General features: G+C 61.1%; 16 protein-coding genes. 8 read left to right on the top strand and 8 right to left on the bottom strand.

Annotation, left to right across the window (positions count from 1 at the left end):
* Positions 1-125: 125 nt before the first annotated feature.
* Positions 126-1,787, bottom strand: coding sequence for a dihydroxy-acid dehydratase (gene ilvD / locus FGL65_RS01165; RefSeq protein WP_147819082.1), 1,662 nt, complete (start codon positions 1,785-1,787; stop codon positions 126-128).
* A gap of 146 nt (positions 1,788-1,933) precedes the next feature.
* Between ilvD and FGL65_RS01160 the strand changes: the two genes are divergently transcribed.
* Positions 1,934-2,695 (top strand): hypothetical protein, encoded by a 762-nt coding sequence (locus FGL65_RS01160; protein ID WP_147819080.1) that lies wholly within the window; start codon positions 1,934-1,936, stop codon positions 2,693-2,695.
* Between the two features lie 33 nt (positions 2,696-2,728).
* Here FGL65_RS01160 and FGL65_RS01155 read toward each other — a convergent pair whose 3' ends face one another.
* Positions 2,729-3,889: a phospholipase D family protein gene (locus FGL65_RS01155; protein WP_147819078.1), complete on the bottom strand. Its 1,161-nt coding sequence runs from the start codon at positions 3,887-3,889 to the stop codon at positions 2,729-2,731.
* 171 nt (positions 3,890-4,060) lie between these two features.
* On the opposite strand from FGL65_RS01155, the gene hisS reads away from it, so the two are divergent.
* The 5 genes from hisS (at position 4,061) to FGL65_RS01130 (ending at position 9,494) form a co-directional block, all read left to right on the top strand.
* Positions 4,061-5,302: a histidine--tRNA ligase gene (gene hisS, locus FGL65_RS01150; RefSeq protein WP_147819076.1), complete on the top strand. Its 1,242-nt coding sequence runs from the start codon at positions 4,061-4,063 to the stop codon at positions 5,300-5,302.
* 67 nt (positions 5,303-5,369) lie between these two features.
* On the top strand, positions 5,370-7,199 hold the full coding sequence (gene aspS / locus FGL65_RS01145) for an aspartate--tRNA ligase (RefSeq protein ID WP_147819074.1): 1,830 nt from the start codon (positions 5,370-5,372) through the stop codon (positions 7,197-7,199).
* A gap of 221 nt (positions 7,200-7,420) precedes the next feature.
* The gene (def, locus tag FGL65_RS01140) at positions 7,421-7,915 is read left to right on the top strand and encodes a peptide deformylase (protein ID WP_147819072.1); all 495 of its coding nucleotides are present in this window, start codon (positions 7,421-7,423) and stop codon (positions 7,913-7,915) included.
* Between the two features lie 10 nt (positions 7,916-7,925).
* Complete coding sequence (gene fmt / locus FGL65_RS01135) at positions 7,926-8,891, top strand: methionyl-tRNA formyltransferase (RefSeq protein ID WP_147819070.1); 966 nt, start codon at positions 7,926-7,928, stop codon at positions 8,889-8,891.
* A 378-nt stretch (positions 8,892-9,269) separates the two neighbouring features.
* Positions 9,270-9,494, top strand: a complete 225-nt coding sequence (locus FGL65_RS01130; protein ID WP_147819068.1) for a hypothetical protein — start codon at positions 9,270-9,272, stop codon at positions 9,492-9,494.
* 313 nt (positions 9,495-9,807) lie between these two features.
* On the opposite strand, the gene FGL65_RS01125 is transcribed toward FGL65_RS01130, so the two are convergent.
* The gene (locus FGL65_RS01125; RefSeq protein ID WP_147819066.1) at positions 9,808-10,521 is read right to left on the bottom strand and encodes a substrate-binding periplasmic protein; all 714 of its coding nucleotides are present in this window, start codon (positions 10,519-10,521) and stop codon (positions 9,808-9,810) included.
* Positions 10,522-10,664: 143 nt separating this feature from the next.
* Here FGL65_RS01125 and FGL65_RS01120 point away from each other — a divergent pair, with 143 nt between their 5' ends.
* On the top strand, positions 10,665-11,381 hold the full coding sequence (locus FGL65_RS01120) for a class I SAM-dependent methyltransferase (protein WP_147819064.1): 717 nt from the start codon (positions 10,665-10,667) through the stop codon (positions 11,379-11,381).
* Positions 11,382-11,459: 78 nt separating this feature from the next.
* Positions 11,460-11,957, top strand: coding sequence for a hypothetical protein (locus FGL65_RS01115; RefSeq protein WP_147819062.1), 498 nt, complete (start codon positions 11,460-11,462; stop codon positions 11,955-11,957).
* Positions 11,958-11,998: 41 nt separating this feature from the next.
* Here FGL65_RS01115 and FGL65_RS01110 read toward each other — a convergent pair whose 3' ends face one another.
* Genes FGL65_RS01110 through FGL65_RS01090 form a run of 5 tightly spaced genes read right to left on the bottom strand, consistent with a single transcriptional unit; the run spans position 11,999 to position 16,426 of the window.
* Entirely contained in the window at positions 11,999-12,895 is an 897-nt protein-coding gene (locus FGL65_RS01110) for a YitT family protein (protein ID WP_147819060.1), read from the bottom strand.
* Complete coding sequence (ablB, locus tag FGL65_RS01105; protein WP_147819058.1) at positions 12,864-13,703, bottom strand: putative beta-lysine N-acetyltransferase; 840 nt, start codon at positions 13,701-13,703, stop codon at positions 12,864-12,866. The genes FGL65_RS01110 and ablB overlap by 32 nt, the downstream gene beginning before the upstream one ends.
* A complete protein-coding gene (gene kamA / locus FGL65_RS01100) occupies positions 13,693-15,006 on the bottom strand; it encodes a lysine 2,3-aminomutase (RefSeq protein ID WP_147819056.1) in 1,314 nt (437 codons plus the stop codon). The genes ablB and kamA overlap by 11 nt, the downstream gene beginning before the upstream one ends.
* A gap of 16 nt (positions 15,007-15,022) precedes the next feature.
* Positions 15,023-15,760: an amino acid ABC transporter ATP-binding protein gene (locus tag FGL65_RS01095; RefSeq protein WP_147819054.1), complete on the bottom strand. Its 738-nt coding sequence runs from the start codon at positions 15,758-15,760 to the stop codon at positions 15,023-15,025.
* Between the two features lie 9 nt (positions 15,761-15,769).
* Complete coding sequence (locus FGL65_RS01090; RefSeq protein ID WP_147819052.1) at positions 15,770-16,426, bottom strand: amino acid ABC transporter permease; 657 nt, start codon at positions 16,424-16,426, stop codon at positions 15,770-15,772.
* Positions 16,427-16,443: the final 17 nt, after the last annotated feature.

The raw sequence follows: 16,443 nt of genomic DNA, 5'->3' as shown, positions 1-16,443 counted from the left end.
TCTTGGCAGCCTCGAGCTCGGACGAGGGATACAAAAAAAGCCACCGCGCGACAGCGCGATAGCCAAGAGGTTTTGGAGGGGGAGTCTGAGGGGGAACCGTTTTCAAACGGTTCCCCCTCAGTTATTTATTCTTCGAAAACAGCGCCGGTCGCAGCGGATGTCACCAGCCGGGCATAGCGCTTGAGGAAGGGTGAGTGGATTTCCTTGACCACGGGCTTGAAGGCTGCCCGGCGTTTGTCGAGCTCGGCCTCGTCCACGAGCAGGTTGATGGACCGCTCGGGGATGTTGATCTCGATCTTGTCGCCGTCCCGGACCAGGCCGATGAGCCCGCCTGCCGCCGCTTCGGGCGAGACATGGCCGATGGCCGCGCCGCGCGTGCCGCCCGAGAAGCGTCCGTCCGTGATGAGCGCAACGCTGTCGCCGAGGCCCATGCCCGCGATGGCCGAGGTGGGGGTGAGCATTTCGCGCATGCCCGGGCCGCCCTTGGGGCCTTCGAAGCGGACCACGATCACGTCGCCGGCCTGGATTTTGTTGCCCAGGATGGCCTCCACACATTCCTCTTCGGAGTTGAAGCATTTGGCGGCGCCGGTGCGGTGCATCATTTCCGGGGCCACGGCCGACTGCTTCACGCAGCAGCCCTGCGGGGCCAGGTTGCCGTAGAGGATGGCGATGCCGCCCTCGGCGCTGTAGGGATTGTCGATGGGCCGGACAATGGATTCGTCCTTGTTGGCGGCCTTGAGCGCCTCCAGGTTTTCGCCCACGGTCCTGCCGGTGACGGTGAGGGCGTCCAGGTTGAGCAGGTCCTTCTTGGTCAGTTCGGTCATGACAGCGGGAATGCCGCCCGCGCGGTTCAGGTCTTCCATGTGGTGCGGCCCGGCGGGCGAGAGCTTGCACAGGTTGGGCGTCTTGCGCGAAACCTCGTTGAAGATGTCCAGGCCCAGGTCCAGGCCCGCCTCGCGGAACAGGGCGGGCAGGTGCAGCACGGTATTGGTGGAGCAGCCCAGGGCCATGTCCATGGTCACGGCGTTGTGCACGGACTTTCTGGTGACGATGTCGCGCGGCTTGATGTCCTTTTCCAGCAGGTCCATGACGCGCATGCCCGCGGTCTTTGCCAGGCGGGTGCGCTCGGACATGACCGCCGGTATGGTGCCGTTGCCGGGCAGGGCCAGGCCGATGGTTTCGGAAAGACAGTTCATGGAGTTGGCCGTGAACATGCCCGCGCAGGAGCCGCAGGTGGGGCAGGCGGACTGTTCCAGTTCGGCCAGTTCCTCCTCGGTCATGGTGCCCGCCTTGACACGGCCCACGCCCTCGAACACGGAGATGAGGTCGGTCTTGCCCCGGTCGCCCGCCAGCATGGGGCCGCCCGAGACCACGATGGCCGGGATGTTCAGGCGCAGGATGGCCATGAGCATGCCGGGCACGATCTTGTCGCAGTTGGGAATGCAGACCAGGGCGTCGAACGGGTGCGCCGTGGCCATGATCTCCACGGAGTCGGCGATGATCTCGCGGCTGGGCAGCGACATCTTCATGCCCTCGTGGTTCATGGCAATGCCGTCGCACACGCCGATGGCCGGGAACTGGATAGGCGTTCCGCCGGCCATGCGCACTCCGGCCATGACCGCCTGCGCAATCTGTTCTAGGTGCACGTGGCCCGGAATGATGCCGTTGGCGGCATGGCACACGCCAATGAGCGGGCGGTCCATTTCTTCGCGGGTGAGGCCTGATGCGTGCAACAGGGAACGGTGCGGGGCCTTTTCCAGCCCGGCGGTCATCTTTTTGCTTCTCATTGAGTACACTCCTTATAATTTCTGACTTGCAGAGTTGAATCAGCTTTGCCGCCGATGTCAAGCCGTTCCTTTGCCGCATGTGTTGACGTGGCGGGCGGGCAGGCTATACTGCCGAAAAAGACACAGCCATTCCTGCGAGGTTCGCCATGAAACGGTTCCGATTCCCTGTTCTCCTGCTTCTTTTTTCCCTGCTCGGGTGCACCGCGGGCAGGGTCGATTTCGCCGACCTGGACATCGTGCCTGTCACCGAGCCCGTGGAATACCGGTATGCGCCCGTGAAGGGGAAGATCCGGCTGACCACGGAATTCACCTCCCCGAAAAAGCGGACCAGGGTGGTTTCCGAGTTCTTCTATGCCTCGGAGCTCAAGGGGGACCTGCTGCAGTGGAGCGTGGACGTGAACCTGCGCAGCCCGGACGTGAACAGCGACATGAATTTCGACGTGGCCACCGACGTGGAGGGCAATGTGGTCACCCGCCGGATGCGGGTGCGCGACGGGGTGACCATGAAGGAGTACGCCCCGGGCTCGGAGAAGTACCTGCAGGCCGAAGGCCTGTTCCGCATGATCTTCATCCCCGTGGTCTATACCAAGCTTGTCAGCCGGGACGTTATCTCCCAGCATTCGCCCCTGGTTCCCAACAGCGTGCGCAACCTGCTGCGCGAGAACACGGAAACCACGCTCCTGGGCAGGACAACCTACAGGGAGCGGGAGTGCTACGTGATCCGGTTCCATGATTCGGGCGAATCCGTGGGCGATATGGACGGCAAGCGCATCAAGGCCAAGCTCAAGGGCTTTCTGCTGGTGGATGCCGAGACCCTGGCCGCCGTGGCCGGGGAGTCCACCTTCCGGATTCTGGACAATGGGGTGGAGGTGCTGCGCGGCGAGAGCGTGGCCGAGGAGATGGAGTAGCTCGCTTTGGGCCAGTTTTTCAGGCGCAGCGGATTATGAAGGACCTTGGTAACAAAGGACGTCCAGCAGGGCCATTTTGTATTTTTTGATAATCTTGTTTTTCGTGTCGTTTACAGCGTCGGCCCACCACGATGTGTTCTGTGCTGTTTCGACGACGCTTTCCCAGTATTCATCGATGCTGTAGACGTGGCTTTTCGGGACCCCCAGCAAATTTGCCAGCTGAAGTTGATTCGGTTTGGAAACGCATATGAAGTAGTCAGGCCGTTTCATGGCCAGAAGCCTTGTGGCCGTTGATATCCCCAAGCCTCCATCCGGAAAGCCTTTCTTAATGATTTTGATGAACGAGTCGTAATCGGATTTTCTGACGATCCCGGTTGTGGGAATCGCGTCCAGCGCGTTGCTGATGGCCTTGTTGTTCAGGGCAACCTGCTGTTGGAAACGGGTTGCGAAGTTCATCCGTCCGAACAGCCCCCAATCCGAGTCTTTCTCCTTTGAGGTCCCGGCGATCCTTCGCCGGTCCTGTTTGCTGAAGTCTGCGAAACTGTGTTTTTTGAAGAGATCTTGGGCATGGTCCAGAACTTTAATCATTTCATCATAATAGTCATTGTCGAGGACCTCTTCCACAAAGCCGGCCCAGTCCAGCCTCTGCTCCAGCGCGGCGGCCGGTATTCTGTCGTTCATGTAGTTCGTCGTTCGATTTTTGTTTCTTCTTTCGTAACGCTGTTTGTAGTTCTCGAATTCTTTCTTGCTCAACCGCCAGGCCTTTTTCCAGTAGCCGACAATGTATTTTCTGATGTCGTCGTATGGTGTGCCGGTGTCGGATGACGAGAGGTGAACACAGATCTCGGCGTTTTTCGTCATGGCGTTGGTGGTGAGATTCGAACTTCCGATGAGTGCTTCCCACTTGTTCCTGTTGTTGTAGAAAAGGTAGCACTTTGGGTGAAAGACGCCCTCTTGCAGGTCGATATACTTAACATTTTTGACATGCTGGAAGCTTTCTATGAACAAGGGGGAGGTTTGCTCGAAACGGAGGCCGACGACCATATGCCGTATTTTTTTGGGGTTGAGAAGCAGGGTGTCGATGATGTCGCGGGGGTTGGTGGCCCATGCGACAGCCCATGAGAGTTTATCATACCTGGATATGAGTTTGAGGAGGGTGGCGCTGATATCTGTCGGGCAAGTTATTATCCGCATGCAGTCTCCTGTGTCTGTTTGATAAATTTCGTTTTTTTATATCGTTTGCCGATTCTTGAAAAGTCTTGCCTCCCCCCGGGCCGTTCCCGCCAACCTTTGACAATCGGTGCCGGATAGCATAACCAAAACCGTTTCCCGCAGCACATTCATACTAATGTATTGGAAGAACCGATGTCGAAGATACAAAAGATCAAGGGTTTTGCGGACATGTTCCGCCAGGACGCCGATGTTTTCACCTACCTCGAAAACACCGCACGCGAGGTGTTCGGCCGCTACGGCTTTGGCGAACTGAGGACCCCGGTCCTGGAAAAGACCGAGCTGTTCCAGAAGTCCATCGGTGAGGACACCGATGTGGTGGGCAAGGAAATGTACACCTTCCCGGACCGCAAGGGCCGTTCCCTGACCATGCGCCCCGAGGCCACCGCGGGCATGGTGCGCGCCTTTATCGAGTCCAAGGAATACCAGCCCGGCAGGATCTGCAAATATTTCTCCACCGGCCCCATGTTCCGCTACGAACGGCCCCAGAAGGGCCGCCTGCGCCAGTTCCACCAGCTGGACGTGGAAATCTTCGGCGCGCCCGAGGCCCAGGCCGACGCGGAACTCATCCTCATGCTGACCACGTTCCTGAACGAGATCGGCCTGAAGAAGCTGGCCGTGGAGCTCAATTCGCTGGGCTGCCACGACTGCCGCCCCGCCTATCGCCAGGCCCTGACCGACTACTACACGAGCAAGAACCGGGAGGAATTCTGCGAGGACTGCCGTCGTCGCATCGATACCAATCCCATGCGCGTGCTCGACTGCAAGGTCCCGACCTGCAAGGAGCTGGTCAAGGACGCCCCGAGCATTGCCGACCACCTCTGCGACGAGTGCGAGCAGCACTTTGCGGATGTGAAGGCCGTGCTGGACGGCGCGGGCGTGGAATACGTGCTCAACCCCCGCCTGGTGCGCGGCCTGGACTACTACGTGCGCACCACCTACGAGATTACCAGCAACGACATCGGCTCCCAGACCGCGGTTGCGGGCGGCGGCCGGTACGACGGGCTTGTTCTGAACCTGGGCGGTCCGGACTGCCCGGGCACCGGATTCGCCTGCGGCATGGAGCGCCTGGCGCTGCTGCTGGGCGAGCGGGAGGCCCCGGCCCCGGATTTCTACCTGGCCGTGGTGGAAAAGGACGCGGGCAACCAGGCCATGATCTTTGCGCAGCAGATGCGCGAAAAGGGCCTTTCCGGCGACGTGAGCTACGGCGGCGGCTCCATGAAGAGCCGCATGCGCGCCGCCAACAAGTCGGGCGCAAAGGCCTGCCTGATCATCGGGCAGGACGAATTCGAGAACGGAACCGTCACGGTCAAGGACATGGCCGGGGACAACGACCAATATACGATCAAACGAGAAGAATATCTCAAGAGCCTCTAGGGGAATCGGCCGCCGCATCAGTTCGGCAACCGGAGCGGGCGGCGCAGAGGCCAAATAAGGAGCAGCAATGTCTGGACATATTGAAGAACGCGATTACGACGAATATCGGGTCATTGAAGATTTGGGCGGCTGGAGACGCAGCCACCATAACAATGAGCTGACCTCGGCCAACATCGGCGATCAGGTCACGCTCATGGGCTGGGTCCAGTTTCGCCGCGACCACGGCGGCCTGATCTTCATCGACCTGCGCGACCGCGAGGGCCTGACCCAGGTGGTCTTCAGCCCCGAGCACAACCAGGACGTGCACGAGCGCGCCCATGCCCTGCGCACCGAATACGTGCTGGCCATCAAGGGCACCGTGGGCCCGCGTCCCGAGGGCATGACCAACGCCAATCTCGTCACCGGCGAGATCGAGGTGCTCGTGGACGAGTACAAGCTGCTCAACACCTCCGAGACCCCGCCGTTCCCCATCGAGGACCGCGTGGAGGCCGGGGAGAACCTGCGCCTCAAGTACCGCTTCCTGGACCTGCGCCGTCCGGCCCTGGCCAAGAACTTCATCCTGCGCAACAAGGCCGCCCAGTCCGCGCGCCGCTATCTGGACGGCCTCGGCTTTCTGGAAGTGGAAACCCCGGTGCTGACCAAGTCCACCCCCGAGGGCGCCCGCGACTTCCTGGTTCCCAGCCGCGTGAACCAGGGCCAGTTCTACGCCCTGCCGCAGTCCCCGCAGCTGTTCAAGCAGATGCTCATGGTCTCCGGCCTGGACAAGTATTTCCAGATCGTCAAGTGCTTCCGCGACGAGGACCTGCGCGCCGACCGCCAGCCCGAGTTCACCCAGATCGATATCGAGATGAGCTTTGCCGACGAGGCGCTCATCCAGGACATGGCCGAGGGCCTGGTGACCAACATGTTCAGGGACACCCTGGGCCATGAACTGCCGACCCCGTTCCCGCGCATGACCTACGCCGAAGCCATCCGCGACTACGGCGTGGACAAGCCGGACGTGCGTTTCGACCTCAAGCTTGTGGAAGTGACCGACATCTTCCAGGGCGGCGGCTTCAAGGTCTTTGCCGCCGCCGAGCTGGTCAAGGTCATGAAGGTGCCCGGCGGCGCTGAGCTTTCCCGCAAGGAGATCGACGAGTTCACCAAGTACGTCGAGATCTACGGCTCCAAGGGCCTGGCTTGGATCAAGGTCAAGGAGGACGGTGAATGGCAGTCCCCCATCGTCAAGTTCTTCTCGGACGACGAAAAGGCCAAGCTCCAGGAACGCGTCCAGCTGGAACCGGGCGACATCCTTTTCTTCCAGGCCGGTCAGGCGGACATCGCCAACACCGCCCTGGGCAACCTGCGCGTCAAGATGGGCGAGCGCTTCGAGCTCATCGACGAGTCCGTGTTCGCGCCCCTGTGGGTCACGGATTTCCCGCTGCTGGAATACGACGCCGATGAAAAGCGTTATGTGGCGCGTCACCATCCCTTCACCTCGGCCCAGCCGGACCAGATGAAGACCCTGGCGTCCGACCCGGGCAATGCCCTGGCCCGCGCCTACGACCTGGTGCTCAACGGTTACGAGGTGGGCGGCGGCTCCATCCGCATCCACACCCCGGAACAGCAGCAGATCATGTTCAAGGCCTTGGGCATCGACGAAGCCGAGGCCCGCGAGAAGTTCGGGTTCCTCATGGACGCCCTGAAGTTCGGTGCGCCGCCGCACGGCGGTATTGCCTTTGGCCTGGACAGACTTATCATGATCCTGTGCGGGGCCAAGTCCATCCGCGACGTCATCGCCTTCCCCAAGACGCAGAAGGCAACCTGTATGATGACCGAAGCGCCCAGCGAAGTCGCCAACACGCAGCTGCGCGAAGTCGGCATTCGCCTGCGCGAAAAGGTGCAGGAAAAAGAGTAGATACGAGCTGGCGGGGGACCCTTTGGAAAAAGGGTTCCCCCTCCGGACCTCCCCCACCCAAACCGTTTGGCGATGCCGCGTTGCGGCATGGGCGGGGTAAATTGAAATATATATGGTGGATTCCATCTCCCGGCAGCGGGAATGGGGATCTGGAGGAAGGGGGAGAAAAACCTTTTTCAAAAGGTTTTCTCCCCCTTTCCCCAGCCGCCGGAGGCATTCTTATGAAACTTGAAATATGCAGATGGCCCGAGCCGGTTCTGGCCGCCGAGGCCGAGCCCATTGAAAAGGTCACTCCCGAGTTGAAGGAGCTGATCGAGAACATGATCGAGACCATGTACGAGGGCGACGGCGTGGGTCTGGCCGCCCCGCAGGTGGGCGAATCCATCCGCCTGATCTGCGTGGACCAGACCGGCCCCAAGGAGCGTGGTGATCTGATGGTGATGATCAATCCCGAGATCACCTCCTGCGAGGGCTCGGTGGATTCCGAGGAAGGCTGCCTGAGCTGTCCGGAATTCACGGGCAAGGTCAAGCGCTCGGAAAAGATCTCGGTCAAGGCCGTGGACCCCGAAGGAAAGGAAATTTGCATGGAGGCCGAGGGCTACCTAGCCGTCATCATCCAGCACGAGGTGGACCACCTGAACGGCGTGACCATCGTGGACCGGTCCAGCAGCCTGAAAAAGGCCATGTACCGCAAGAAAGCCAGCAAGTGGGCATAAGGGGATGAGCATGGGCGAGGACAAAGGCAGACTGCGTGTTGTATTCATGGGCACGCCCGACTTCGCGGCCGAGAGCCTGCGCGCCCTGATCGCCTCGGACGAGTGCGAGGTCGTTGCCGTCTACACCCAGCCCGATCGTCCCTGCGGCCGGGGCCAGCAGTGCCGGCCGTCGCCGGTCAAGGTGGTGGCCCTGGAAAACGGCATCGGCGTCTTTCAGCCGGTCAATTTCAAGGACCAAAAGGACGTGGACGAACTGGCCGCGCTCGGGCCGGACGTGCTCGTGGTGGCCGCCTACGGCCTGATTCTGCCGCAGTCCGTGCTGGACATCCCGAAATACATGCCGCTTAACGTGCACGCCTCGCTTCTGCCCAAGTACCGGGGCGCGGCTCCCATCCAGCGCTGCATCCAGGACGGCGAGTTCGTCACCGGCATCAGCATCATGAAGATGGAGGCGGGCCTGGACACCGGACCGGTTATGGTCATGCGCGCCCTGCGCATCGCCCACAACGACCATGCCGGGCAGATCCACGACGAACTGGCCCTGCTTGGCGGCCAGTGCATTGTGGAGGCCCTGTCCCGGCTCAGGACCGGTTCCTACGAGCTGAAGCCGCAGGACGACTCCCTGGCCTCCTACGCCAAGAAGCTTTCCAAGCAGGAGGGCGAGATCGACTGGAACCGGCCCGCTGAGCAGATCCACAATCAGATCCGGGCCATGTATCCCTGGCCGGGCGCGTATTTCCAGTGGACCAATGAGACCGGCAAAAAGCTTCGTCTCAACGTGGTCCCGGGCGAGGTGGGCGCGGATGATTCCGGCGCCATCGAGCCGGGCACCATCCTCGGCGAGATCGACGGCAGGCTGGCCATCGCCACCGCCGACAAGGTCTACCTGACCCCTGAGGTCAAGCCCGAGGGCAAGAAGGCCATGAGCGCCGAGGCCTTTGCCTGCGGCTATCTCAAGGACTGCACGGTCGACTAGCCTATTTTGCTCTTGCATTTTCGCGGCCCCGCATGCTTCGGCATGCGGGGCTTTTTCGTATTTTTGAGAAAAAGTGCAAAAAAGTGTTCTTTGAGGCGGCGGATTGGTGCAGTTTGGTTCACAAAATTCATGAATGAAATCAGCAAGATGGCTGTTCGTAACTATTGTAACGCATTGAAATAGTTGTTTTGTAAAAAAGTGTCACGCCTCTTGCTTTGTGCGGATGTGCCCGGCGCGAAAGCGAGGACGTGGAGAGAGTTGATAAAAAACGTTCCGACAATCGTTTCCAACTCGTTCGTCGGTTTCGGTCCAGGCGCATGGTAAGGCAAGGCCGCTTCGTGCGGCCTCCTGACAACTTCAACCGCACGAGGTTAGAGGATGAAGCAAATAAGAACGATCATGGCCGTGATCATGGCGGTATTGCTGTGTGTGGCCGTGGTTGCCCCTCTGGTGCACGCCGAGGGGACCGAGGCCGCCGCGAGCCTGGCGGCCTGCGAAAAGGCCTGTGACGGCGACGCCGCGTGCATCAAGGCGTGTCGGGAAAGGCAGGTCCAAAGGGCCGATGCCGAAAAGGCCAAGGCCCAAGAGGCTGAAAAAAAATAGAATAAACCAGGGCGCAAGCCCGGTTCATTGGCAGGGTTATAGCTTTGGCAAGGGGTGGCATTGGGTCACCCCTTGTTTTTTTGTCCATAAGGGGCCGTTCGCAACGTCGCTGCATGAAAAAGCAGTCCCTCGCGTATTTGGGATATACGCGTCGGGCCTGTTTTCCCTTTGCTCCTCGCGCCCGACCTCCTTTTGAACAAAAAACAGGCCGGAAAACAGAATGCATCTGGCCGGAAATCTGCGTGCGTAAGGCGTGAAGAAACCCCGGGGTTGTTCGGATGCCATGGAGTTGTGGCGGTTTTTTCGGTAGCCGCTACGGATTTTCCTTGCGGTATTCCAGGACGTGCTTGTTGAATTCCTTCAGGAAGTCCGGGTACTGCAGCAGGAAACGGTTGGAAAAGTAGACGCCCAGGGGTTTGTCCAGCAGGGTCACGCTGCGGAAAACGCCGTGGAGTTGCCGCTTTCGGACGATCTCGTCCATCACCTTGTTGTTGGCCAGGATGGCGTCCAGGCGTTGGGCCAGGAGCATGTCGGCCAGGCCCTCGGTGTTGGGCGGGGTGCCCACCACGTTGTAGTTGTTGTCCTGGAGCCATTTGAGCATGTTGGCCCCGGAAAAACCGCCCACCTTCGCCTGGCCTTTGAAGTCGGGGGAGGCCGGGTCGAGCCGGGACTCCCGCAGCAGGTACCAGTTCCATTTCTGGTCCGCGATGACGGCCGACATGATCCCTTCCGAATCCCGCCGCGAGTTCTGGGAGGCCGCGAAGAACCCGTCCGCCTGCCCCTTGCGCGCCATCTGCTGGGCCTGCTGCCAGGGGACCACCACGATGCTGACCGGGATGTTCATCTGCTGAAAGGCGTGGCGGACCGCTTGCACGGCGGAGCCGTCGAAGGTCCCCTTCTCGTCGTAGCATCCGTAGGGGCACAGGTTGTGGGTGGCCAGCACGACGCTTCTCGGCCCCTGGGACAGGGCCGCGCCCGGGAAGGCCAGGGCAAGGAGAAGGAGGAGTGCCGCAAGGGTGTAACGCATGATTTTACCATAGTATGGAACGCCGGGGGCGGGTCAAGAGTGACGGCGTTATTAAAAGTGTACGGCCCCGCCATGTTCGCTTTGTTCGTTGCCATGTCCGTTCGGGTTGGCTACACTTTCGCAGGAGGCACGGGAGTCAGATAATGTATTGGGATGCTGAACGATACGAATCGTGGTTCGATTCCGGCGAAGGCCGTTTCGCCCTGGAGCGCGAGGCCCGGCTGCTGCAGGCCATGGTGGCCGGGTGGCCCCGGCGCTGCACTCGCATGCTGGAGATCGGCTGCGGCACCGGGCTGTTTCTGGAGATGCTTTGGCAGATGGGTTTCGACGTCACGGGCATCGACAAGAGCGACAGTATGATTGCCGCCGCCCGCAAGCGGTTCGGCAACCGCGCCTCATTGCATTTGGGCGACGGCAGCCACCTGCCCTTTGACGACGATTCCTTTGAATACGTGTTCCTCTGGAGCGTGCTCGAATTCTGCGCCGACCCCGAAGCCGTGCTGCGCGAGGCCTCCCGGGTGGCGGAAAAGGGGATTCTCGTGGGCTTCCTGAACAAGGCCTCCCTCTATTACTGGCGCAATGTGCGCGGCACGGGCGGGACCCTGGCCCGGGCCCGGCTGTTCTCCTGGTTCGAGATTCGGCACATGGTCTGGCGCGTCACCGGTTTTCATCCCTCCATGGCCCATTCCGTGCTTCCCGGCCCCATGGGCTCGTGGAAGGAGGACTTCCCCTGGAAGCAGATCAACAACCGTTTCTACCCTCCCTGGATGGGGGCCTTCTCGGCCATGCGCATCGACTTCGACGATCTGGCGCCCCTCTCGCCGCTGCTTGCCTGGCGGTCCGAGCCCGAGATGAGCTGATTTTTTTCTGTGCCTTCTAATAGCCTTCCGGCGTATATGGGGTAGTATACCGGCACTATCTTTCGCAGAGGAGGCGTCATGCATAAACGGATTTTCATCGTGTTGGTCGGCCTGTTCCTGTGGGCCGCGTGCATTCTTCCCGCGGCCGCCCAGGAAACCTATCCCGAGGATACGGTCCTGGATGAAGTGAACAAGGCCATGGGTCGCTACCAGAGGGCCCGGGAGGCTTACGAAGCCGTCAAGCGCGGCGAGGTGCCGCCCGAGATCCTGGAACGCGCGAAAAAGACTGCGGGCGAGGTCACGCCCCAGGACCTGGAACAGGAGGCCGCCAAGGAACTGCAGGAGTCCCAGGCCGCCTATGACGCCTCCAAGGTCAAGGCCCTGTCCAACGCCTCGGGCAGGTCCGAGGCCGAGATCCAGGCCATGCGCGATTCCGGCAAGGGCTGGGGCGTCATCGCCAAGGAACTGGGGGTGCATCCCTCGGCCCTGGGCAAGGGCGCGCCCAACCCCGGAAAGGGGCAGGGTCAGGGCAAGTCGAAGACCAAGGTCAAAACCAAGGGAAAAGGCAAGAAGTAGCAACAGGCGGGGCCGGTCAAAAGACCGGCCCTTTTTTGTTTTCAGTACAGTTTCCGTTTCGAGAAGCTCGATCCCACCACCGAGAAGGTGTTTTCCACGATGAACAGGGCGTTCTCGTCATGGGTGAAGGTGATCTCCTCCAGCTTCTTGAGCTGCACGTTGTTGACCACGGTCATGAGCACGTTCTTTTCCTTTTGCGAATAGGCTCCGAAACCCTTCAGGAAGGTGGCGCTCTGCTTCAGGCCGTGCAGGATGTCCCGGCTGATGGCCTCGGCCATGTCCGAAACGATGAAGACCACCTTGCGCTGGTTGAAGAGCGAAAGGGTCTGCTCCACCACCACCGAGGTGATGAAGACCATGATCAGCGAGACGATGACCAGATCCAGGGAAAGGCGGAACAGGCACAGGCTGAACAGGGCGGCGTTGAAGAGCACGTAGACCTTGCCGATGCCGATGTTGAACCGCTGGAACAGGAAGACCGCGATGACGTCGAGCCCTCCGTTGGATCCCAGGGAGCGCAGCACCACCCCGGCCCCGAAACCGATGAGCACGCCGCCGGCCACGCTTGCGTAGAGCTGGCTTTCCACGACTATGGGGATGGCGAACAGCTCGTAGAAAAGGGTGGTGGCCCCGACCGCAAAGGCGCTGTACCAGAAGAAGCGCCTGCTGACCTTGAACCAGGCGAACAGGAACAGGGGCGCGTTGAGCAGGGCGTAGAGCCAGCCAGGATTTATGGGCACCCCCGAGTAATACAGCAGCGAGCCGAGGCCGAACACGCCGCCGGGAATGAATTGGTGCGGTACGGCCAGGCTCTTGGTGCCCACGGCCACGAAAAAGCTGCCCGCTGTGATCAGCAGCAGGTTCCACCAGACCGAATAGGTGAATTCCGTGTTCAGGGCCGGGATGTCACGAAGCGGGAATTTCCTTGTGCCAGACATTCATGCTCTCCAGTTTGCCGCCGATCTGCGTGTTGTTGTGCAGGGTGCCGCCAAAGGAGTATCCGGCCCGGGCAAAGACGATGTTCATGCCGAAGCTTTCGGCCCGGGCAATGGTGTAGGCGGTCCGAATATTCAGAGGCTGCATGGATTTTTCCATGCGGGCAAGCAGTTTTCCGGCGCCCCCCCGGCCCCGGTGGTCCGGCAGGGTTGCGAAATCGGTCATCTCCGCGCACCTCCATGATTTGTCCAGCTCGGCCGAGGCCGCGGCCACGATCCTGCCGTCTTCCACAATGCCGAAGAAGATCACGTGGTCCCTCATGGCCTGGCGGATGTAGGCGGGGTCCTGGATGGGAAAGGGGTAGGATTCGAAGACCGCGTCGTAGAGCGCGGCCAGCTCCCCGGCGTTTTCCTGCTTCAGGCGCACCACGCCGTGCGTGTCGATCTCGTCCTTCGGGGTGGGGGATTTCCGGTCGGCGCAGTCCAGCACCCGGGTGATGCGTCCGATGTCCTTGGGTACGGCCCGGTTCTGGTCCAGGTACTTGCTCATGAAGTATCCGGCGCATTTCCCCTTGTACATGCCCGGCACGCGGGCCTCGTCGATGAATCCGCGCGCCGCGAAGTGGGCGGCCTCCCCGGCCGGGACCTTGGCGAAAAGCTTGGAATAGCCGTGTTCCCGGCCCAGTTCGTAAACCTCATCCACGATCTCGGGCAGGTCGTCCGTGTCCAGCTTCAGCAGATACACGCGGTCATTGGCCGGGCCGTGCTGCACCACGGAATTGCCCAGGTTGATGACGGCATCAGGCTGCATCGTCCCTCCGTTCCATGCGTTCGTTGTTTTCCGGTGTCAGGCTGGTGGTCTCGTCCCAGTCCGAAAGCAGCTTCTCGATGCCGATGGCCTTTTCCTCGGCATCGTCCTCCTTGAGCTGCAGGTTGCACTTGGAGCATTTCCGGTCGCAGTAGTTGGGTTCGTAGGATTCGGGCTCGTTGTAGGTGGTGATCACGCCCTCGTAGTTGCGCAACACCACCTTGTTGGTGCCCCAGGAGACGATGTAGTTGGGCATGACCGGGATCTTGCCGCCCCCGCCCGGCGCGTCCACCACGTAGGTGGGCACCGCGAATCCGCTGGTGTGGCCGCGCAGGCTTTCCAGGATCTCGATGCCCTTGCCCACGGGCGTGCGGAAGTGGGTCAGGCCCTCGGACATGTCGCACTGGTAGAGGTAGTAGGGCCGCACCCGGTTCTTGACCAGTTTCTGGTTCAGGGTCTTGATGAGTCGCTGGCAGTCGTTGATCCCGGCCAGGAGCACGCTCTGGTTGCCCAGGGGAATGCCCGCGTCGGCCAGCTTGCCCAGGGCGCGGCGCGAGGATTCGGTCAGCTCGCGCGGGTGGTTGAAGTGGGTGTTGATCCACAGGGGATGGTGCTTCTTGAGCATATTCACCAGCTTGTCCGTGATGCGGTATGGCAGCACCACGGGCATGCGGGTGCCGATGCGCACTACCTCCACATGCTCGATTTCGCGCACCCTGGTCAGGATCCAGTCCAGCTTTTCGTCCGAGAGCATGAACGGGTCGCCGCCCGAGAGCAGCACGTCGCGGATCTGGGGCGTGTTGCGGATGTATTCCAGCCCCTCCTCCAGGTTGGTGCGCGACGGAATGGAGTCCACGTCGCCCACCTTGCGCTTGCGCGTGCAGTGGCGGCAGTACATGGAGCAGGTGTTGCTGATGTGGAAGAGCACCCGGTCCGGATAGCGGTGGGTGATGCCCGGGGCCGGGCTGTCCATGTCCTCGTGCAGGGGGTCGGCCATGTCGTGGCGCTCGATCTTCAGTTCCTCGGGGCTGGGGAACGACTGCATGAAGATGGGGTCGTTGGCGTAGTCGTCCGGGTCGATGAGCGAAAGGTAGTACGGGGTCACGGACATGGGGAATTTCTTGAGGGTCTGCTCGTAGATCTTTTTCTTGCGCTCCGGAAAGGAGACGCCCAGGACGCGCTCGAAGTCGTCCACGTTCTTGATGGAGTGGCGGATGTGCCACTTCCAGTCGGTCCAGTCCGACCTGGAAGTGTCGTCGCCGATGATTTCGGCCACTTCCTGCTGGTGTTCGTTGAATATGGTCATGGTGTTGCCTTCCTGTTTAAAGGATTTGTCCCAGGAACTCCCGGGTGCGGGGTTCGCGGGGATTGTCGAAAATGGTGTCCGGGCATCCCTGTTCCAGGATGACCCCCTGGTCCATGAATGCCACGGTGTCGGCCACCTCGCGGGCGAATCCCATTTCATGGGTGACCACCATCATGGTCATGCCGTCCTCGGCCAGCTGCTTCATGACCGAGAGAACTTCGCCCACCAGTTCCGGATCCAGGGCCGAGGTGGGCTCGTCAAAGAGCATGACCTCGGGCTCCATGGCCAGGGCGCGAGCGATGGCCACGCGCTGTTTCTGGCCGCCGGAAAGGGTTTCCGGATAGGCCTCTTCCTTATCCTCCAGCCCGACCTTGGCCAGGTAATGGCGGGCCAGTTCGCGGGCCTGCTTCTTGGGCATCCTGCGCACCTGGGTCGGGCCTTCCATGACATTGCCGAGCACGGTCATGTGCGGGAAGAGGTGGAAGTGCTGGAAGACCATGCCCACCCTGGCGCGCAGGGCATTGATGAATTTGTCCTCGCCGCAGACCAGGTCCCCGGAGATGCGGATTTTTCCTTCGTCGTAGGATTCCAGGTAGTTGACGCAGCGCAGCAGGGTGGACTTGCCCGAGCCGCTGGCGCCGATGACCACCACCACGTCCGAGGGCATGACGTCGAGGTCGATGCCCTTGAGCACGTGGTGATCGCCGAACCATTTGTTGACGCCCGAGATTTCGATGACCGGTGATTTCTGCATGGGGTCTCCTTAGGCGGCGCTCACGTCCAGGCGGTTCTCGATGCGGTGGAAGAGCCAGCTGAACATGGCGGTATAGATGAGATAGAACAGGGCCGCGATAAAGAGCATCTCCATCATCATGAAGTTGGACGAGGCCAGCTGCTGGGACTTGAGCAGCAGTTCGTTGATGGTGATGGTGCTGGCCAGGGACGAGTCCTTGAGCGCGATGATGAACTGGTTGCCCAGGGGCGGGATGGCCCGCTTGAAGGCCTGGGGCAGGATGATCCGGATCATGGTCCGGGAATAGGACATGCCCAGGCTGCGGGCGGCTTCCATCTGCCCGTTCGAAATGGAGACGATGGCCCCTCGGAAGATCTCCGCGATGTAGGCCCCGTTGTGGACTCCCAGGGCCAGCACGGCCGAGGTGAGGGCGCTGAATCCGGCCAGGCTGCGCAGCCCGAAATAGATGAACAGCAGTTGCAGCAGCAGCGGGGTGCCGCGGATGATGTAGATATAGCCCCGCGCGGGCAGGCGCAGCAGGGGGTTGGCGGAGATGCGCAGAAACGAAGTTCCCAGCCCGAGCCCGAGTCCGAGCAGGATGCCCAGGGCCGAGACCTTGAGGGTCATCCAGGCTGCGGGCAGGAAGTAGGGAAGATACTTCGGGAGCGAGCTGATGTCGAAGTACATGGTTTATCCTGTGTCTG

The sequence above is a fragment of the Salidesulfovibrio onnuriiensis genome, from assembly GCF_008001235.1.
In the GTDB taxonomy this organism is placed as follows: Bacteria; Desulfobacterota; Desulfovibrionia; order Desulfovibrionales; family Desulfovibrionaceae; genus Pseudodesulfovibrio; species Pseudodesulfovibrio onnuriiensis.
This window is presented reverse-complemented; position numbering and strand designations above follow the sequence as displayed.

Excerpts from the sequence above, each read along its gene's own strand:
- ilvD (WP_147819082.1), bottom strand. The coding sequence starts at position 1,787 with ATGAGAAGCAAAAAGATGACCGCCGGGCTGGAAAAGGCCCCGCACCGT.
- FGL65_RS01160 (WP_147819080.1), top strand. The coding sequence starts at position 1,934 with ATGAAACGGTTCCGATTCCCTGTTCTCCTGCTTCTTTTTTCCCTGCTC.
- FGL65_RS01155 (WP_147819078.1), bottom strand. The coding sequence starts at position 3,889 with ATGCGGATAATAACTTGCCCGACAGATATCAGCGCCACCCTCCTCAAA.
- hisS (WP_147819076.1), top strand. The coding sequence starts at position 4,061 with ATGTCGAAGATACAAAAGATCAAGGGTTTTGCGGACATGTTCCGCCAG.
- aspS (WP_147819074.1), top strand. The coding sequence starts at position 5,370 with ATGTCTGGACATATTGAAGAACGCGATTACGACGAATATCGGGTCATT.
- def (WP_147819072.1), top strand. The coding sequence starts at position 7,421 with ATGAAACTTGAAATATGCAGATGGCCCGAGCCGGTTCTGGCCGCCGAG.
- fmt (WP_147819070.1), top strand. The coding sequence starts at position 7,926 with ATGGGCGAGGACAAAGGCAGACTGCGTGTTGTATTCATGGGCACGCCC.
- FGL65_RS01130 (WP_147819068.1), top strand. The coding sequence starts at position 9,270 with ATGAAGCAAATAAGAACGATCATGGCCGTGATCATGGCGGTATTGCTG.
- FGL65_RS01125 (WP_147819066.1), bottom strand. The coding sequence starts at position 10,521 with ATGCGTTACACCCTTGCGGCACTCCTCCTTCTCCTTGCCCTGGCCTTC.
- FGL65_RS01120 (WP_147819064.1), top strand. The coding sequence starts at position 10,665 with ATGTATTGGGATGCTGAACGATACGAATCGTGGTTCGATTCCGGCGAA.
- FGL65_RS01115 (WP_147819062.1), top strand. The coding sequence starts at position 11,460 with ATGCATAAACGGATTTTCATCGTGTTGGTCGGCCTGTTCCTGTGGGCC.
- FGL65_RS01110 (WP_147819060.1), bottom strand. The coding sequence starts at position 12,895 with ATGTCTGGCACAAGGAAATTCCCGCTTCGTGACATCCCGGCCCTGAAC.
- ablB (WP_147819058.1), bottom strand. The coding sequence starts at position 13,703 with ATGCAGCCTGATGCCGTCATCAACCTGGGCAATTCCGTGGTGCAGCAC.
- kamA (WP_147819056.1), bottom strand. The coding sequence starts at position 15,006 with ATGACCATATTCAACGAACACCAGCAGGAAGTGGCCGAAATCATCGGC.
- FGL65_RS01095 (WP_147819054.1), bottom strand. The coding sequence starts at position 15,760 with ATGCAGAAATCACCGGTCATCGAAATCTCGGGCGTCAACAAATGGTTC.
- FGL65_RS01090 (WP_147819052.1), bottom strand. The coding sequence starts at position 16,426 with ATGTACTTCGACATCAGCTCGCTCCCGAAGTATCTTCCCTACTTCCTG.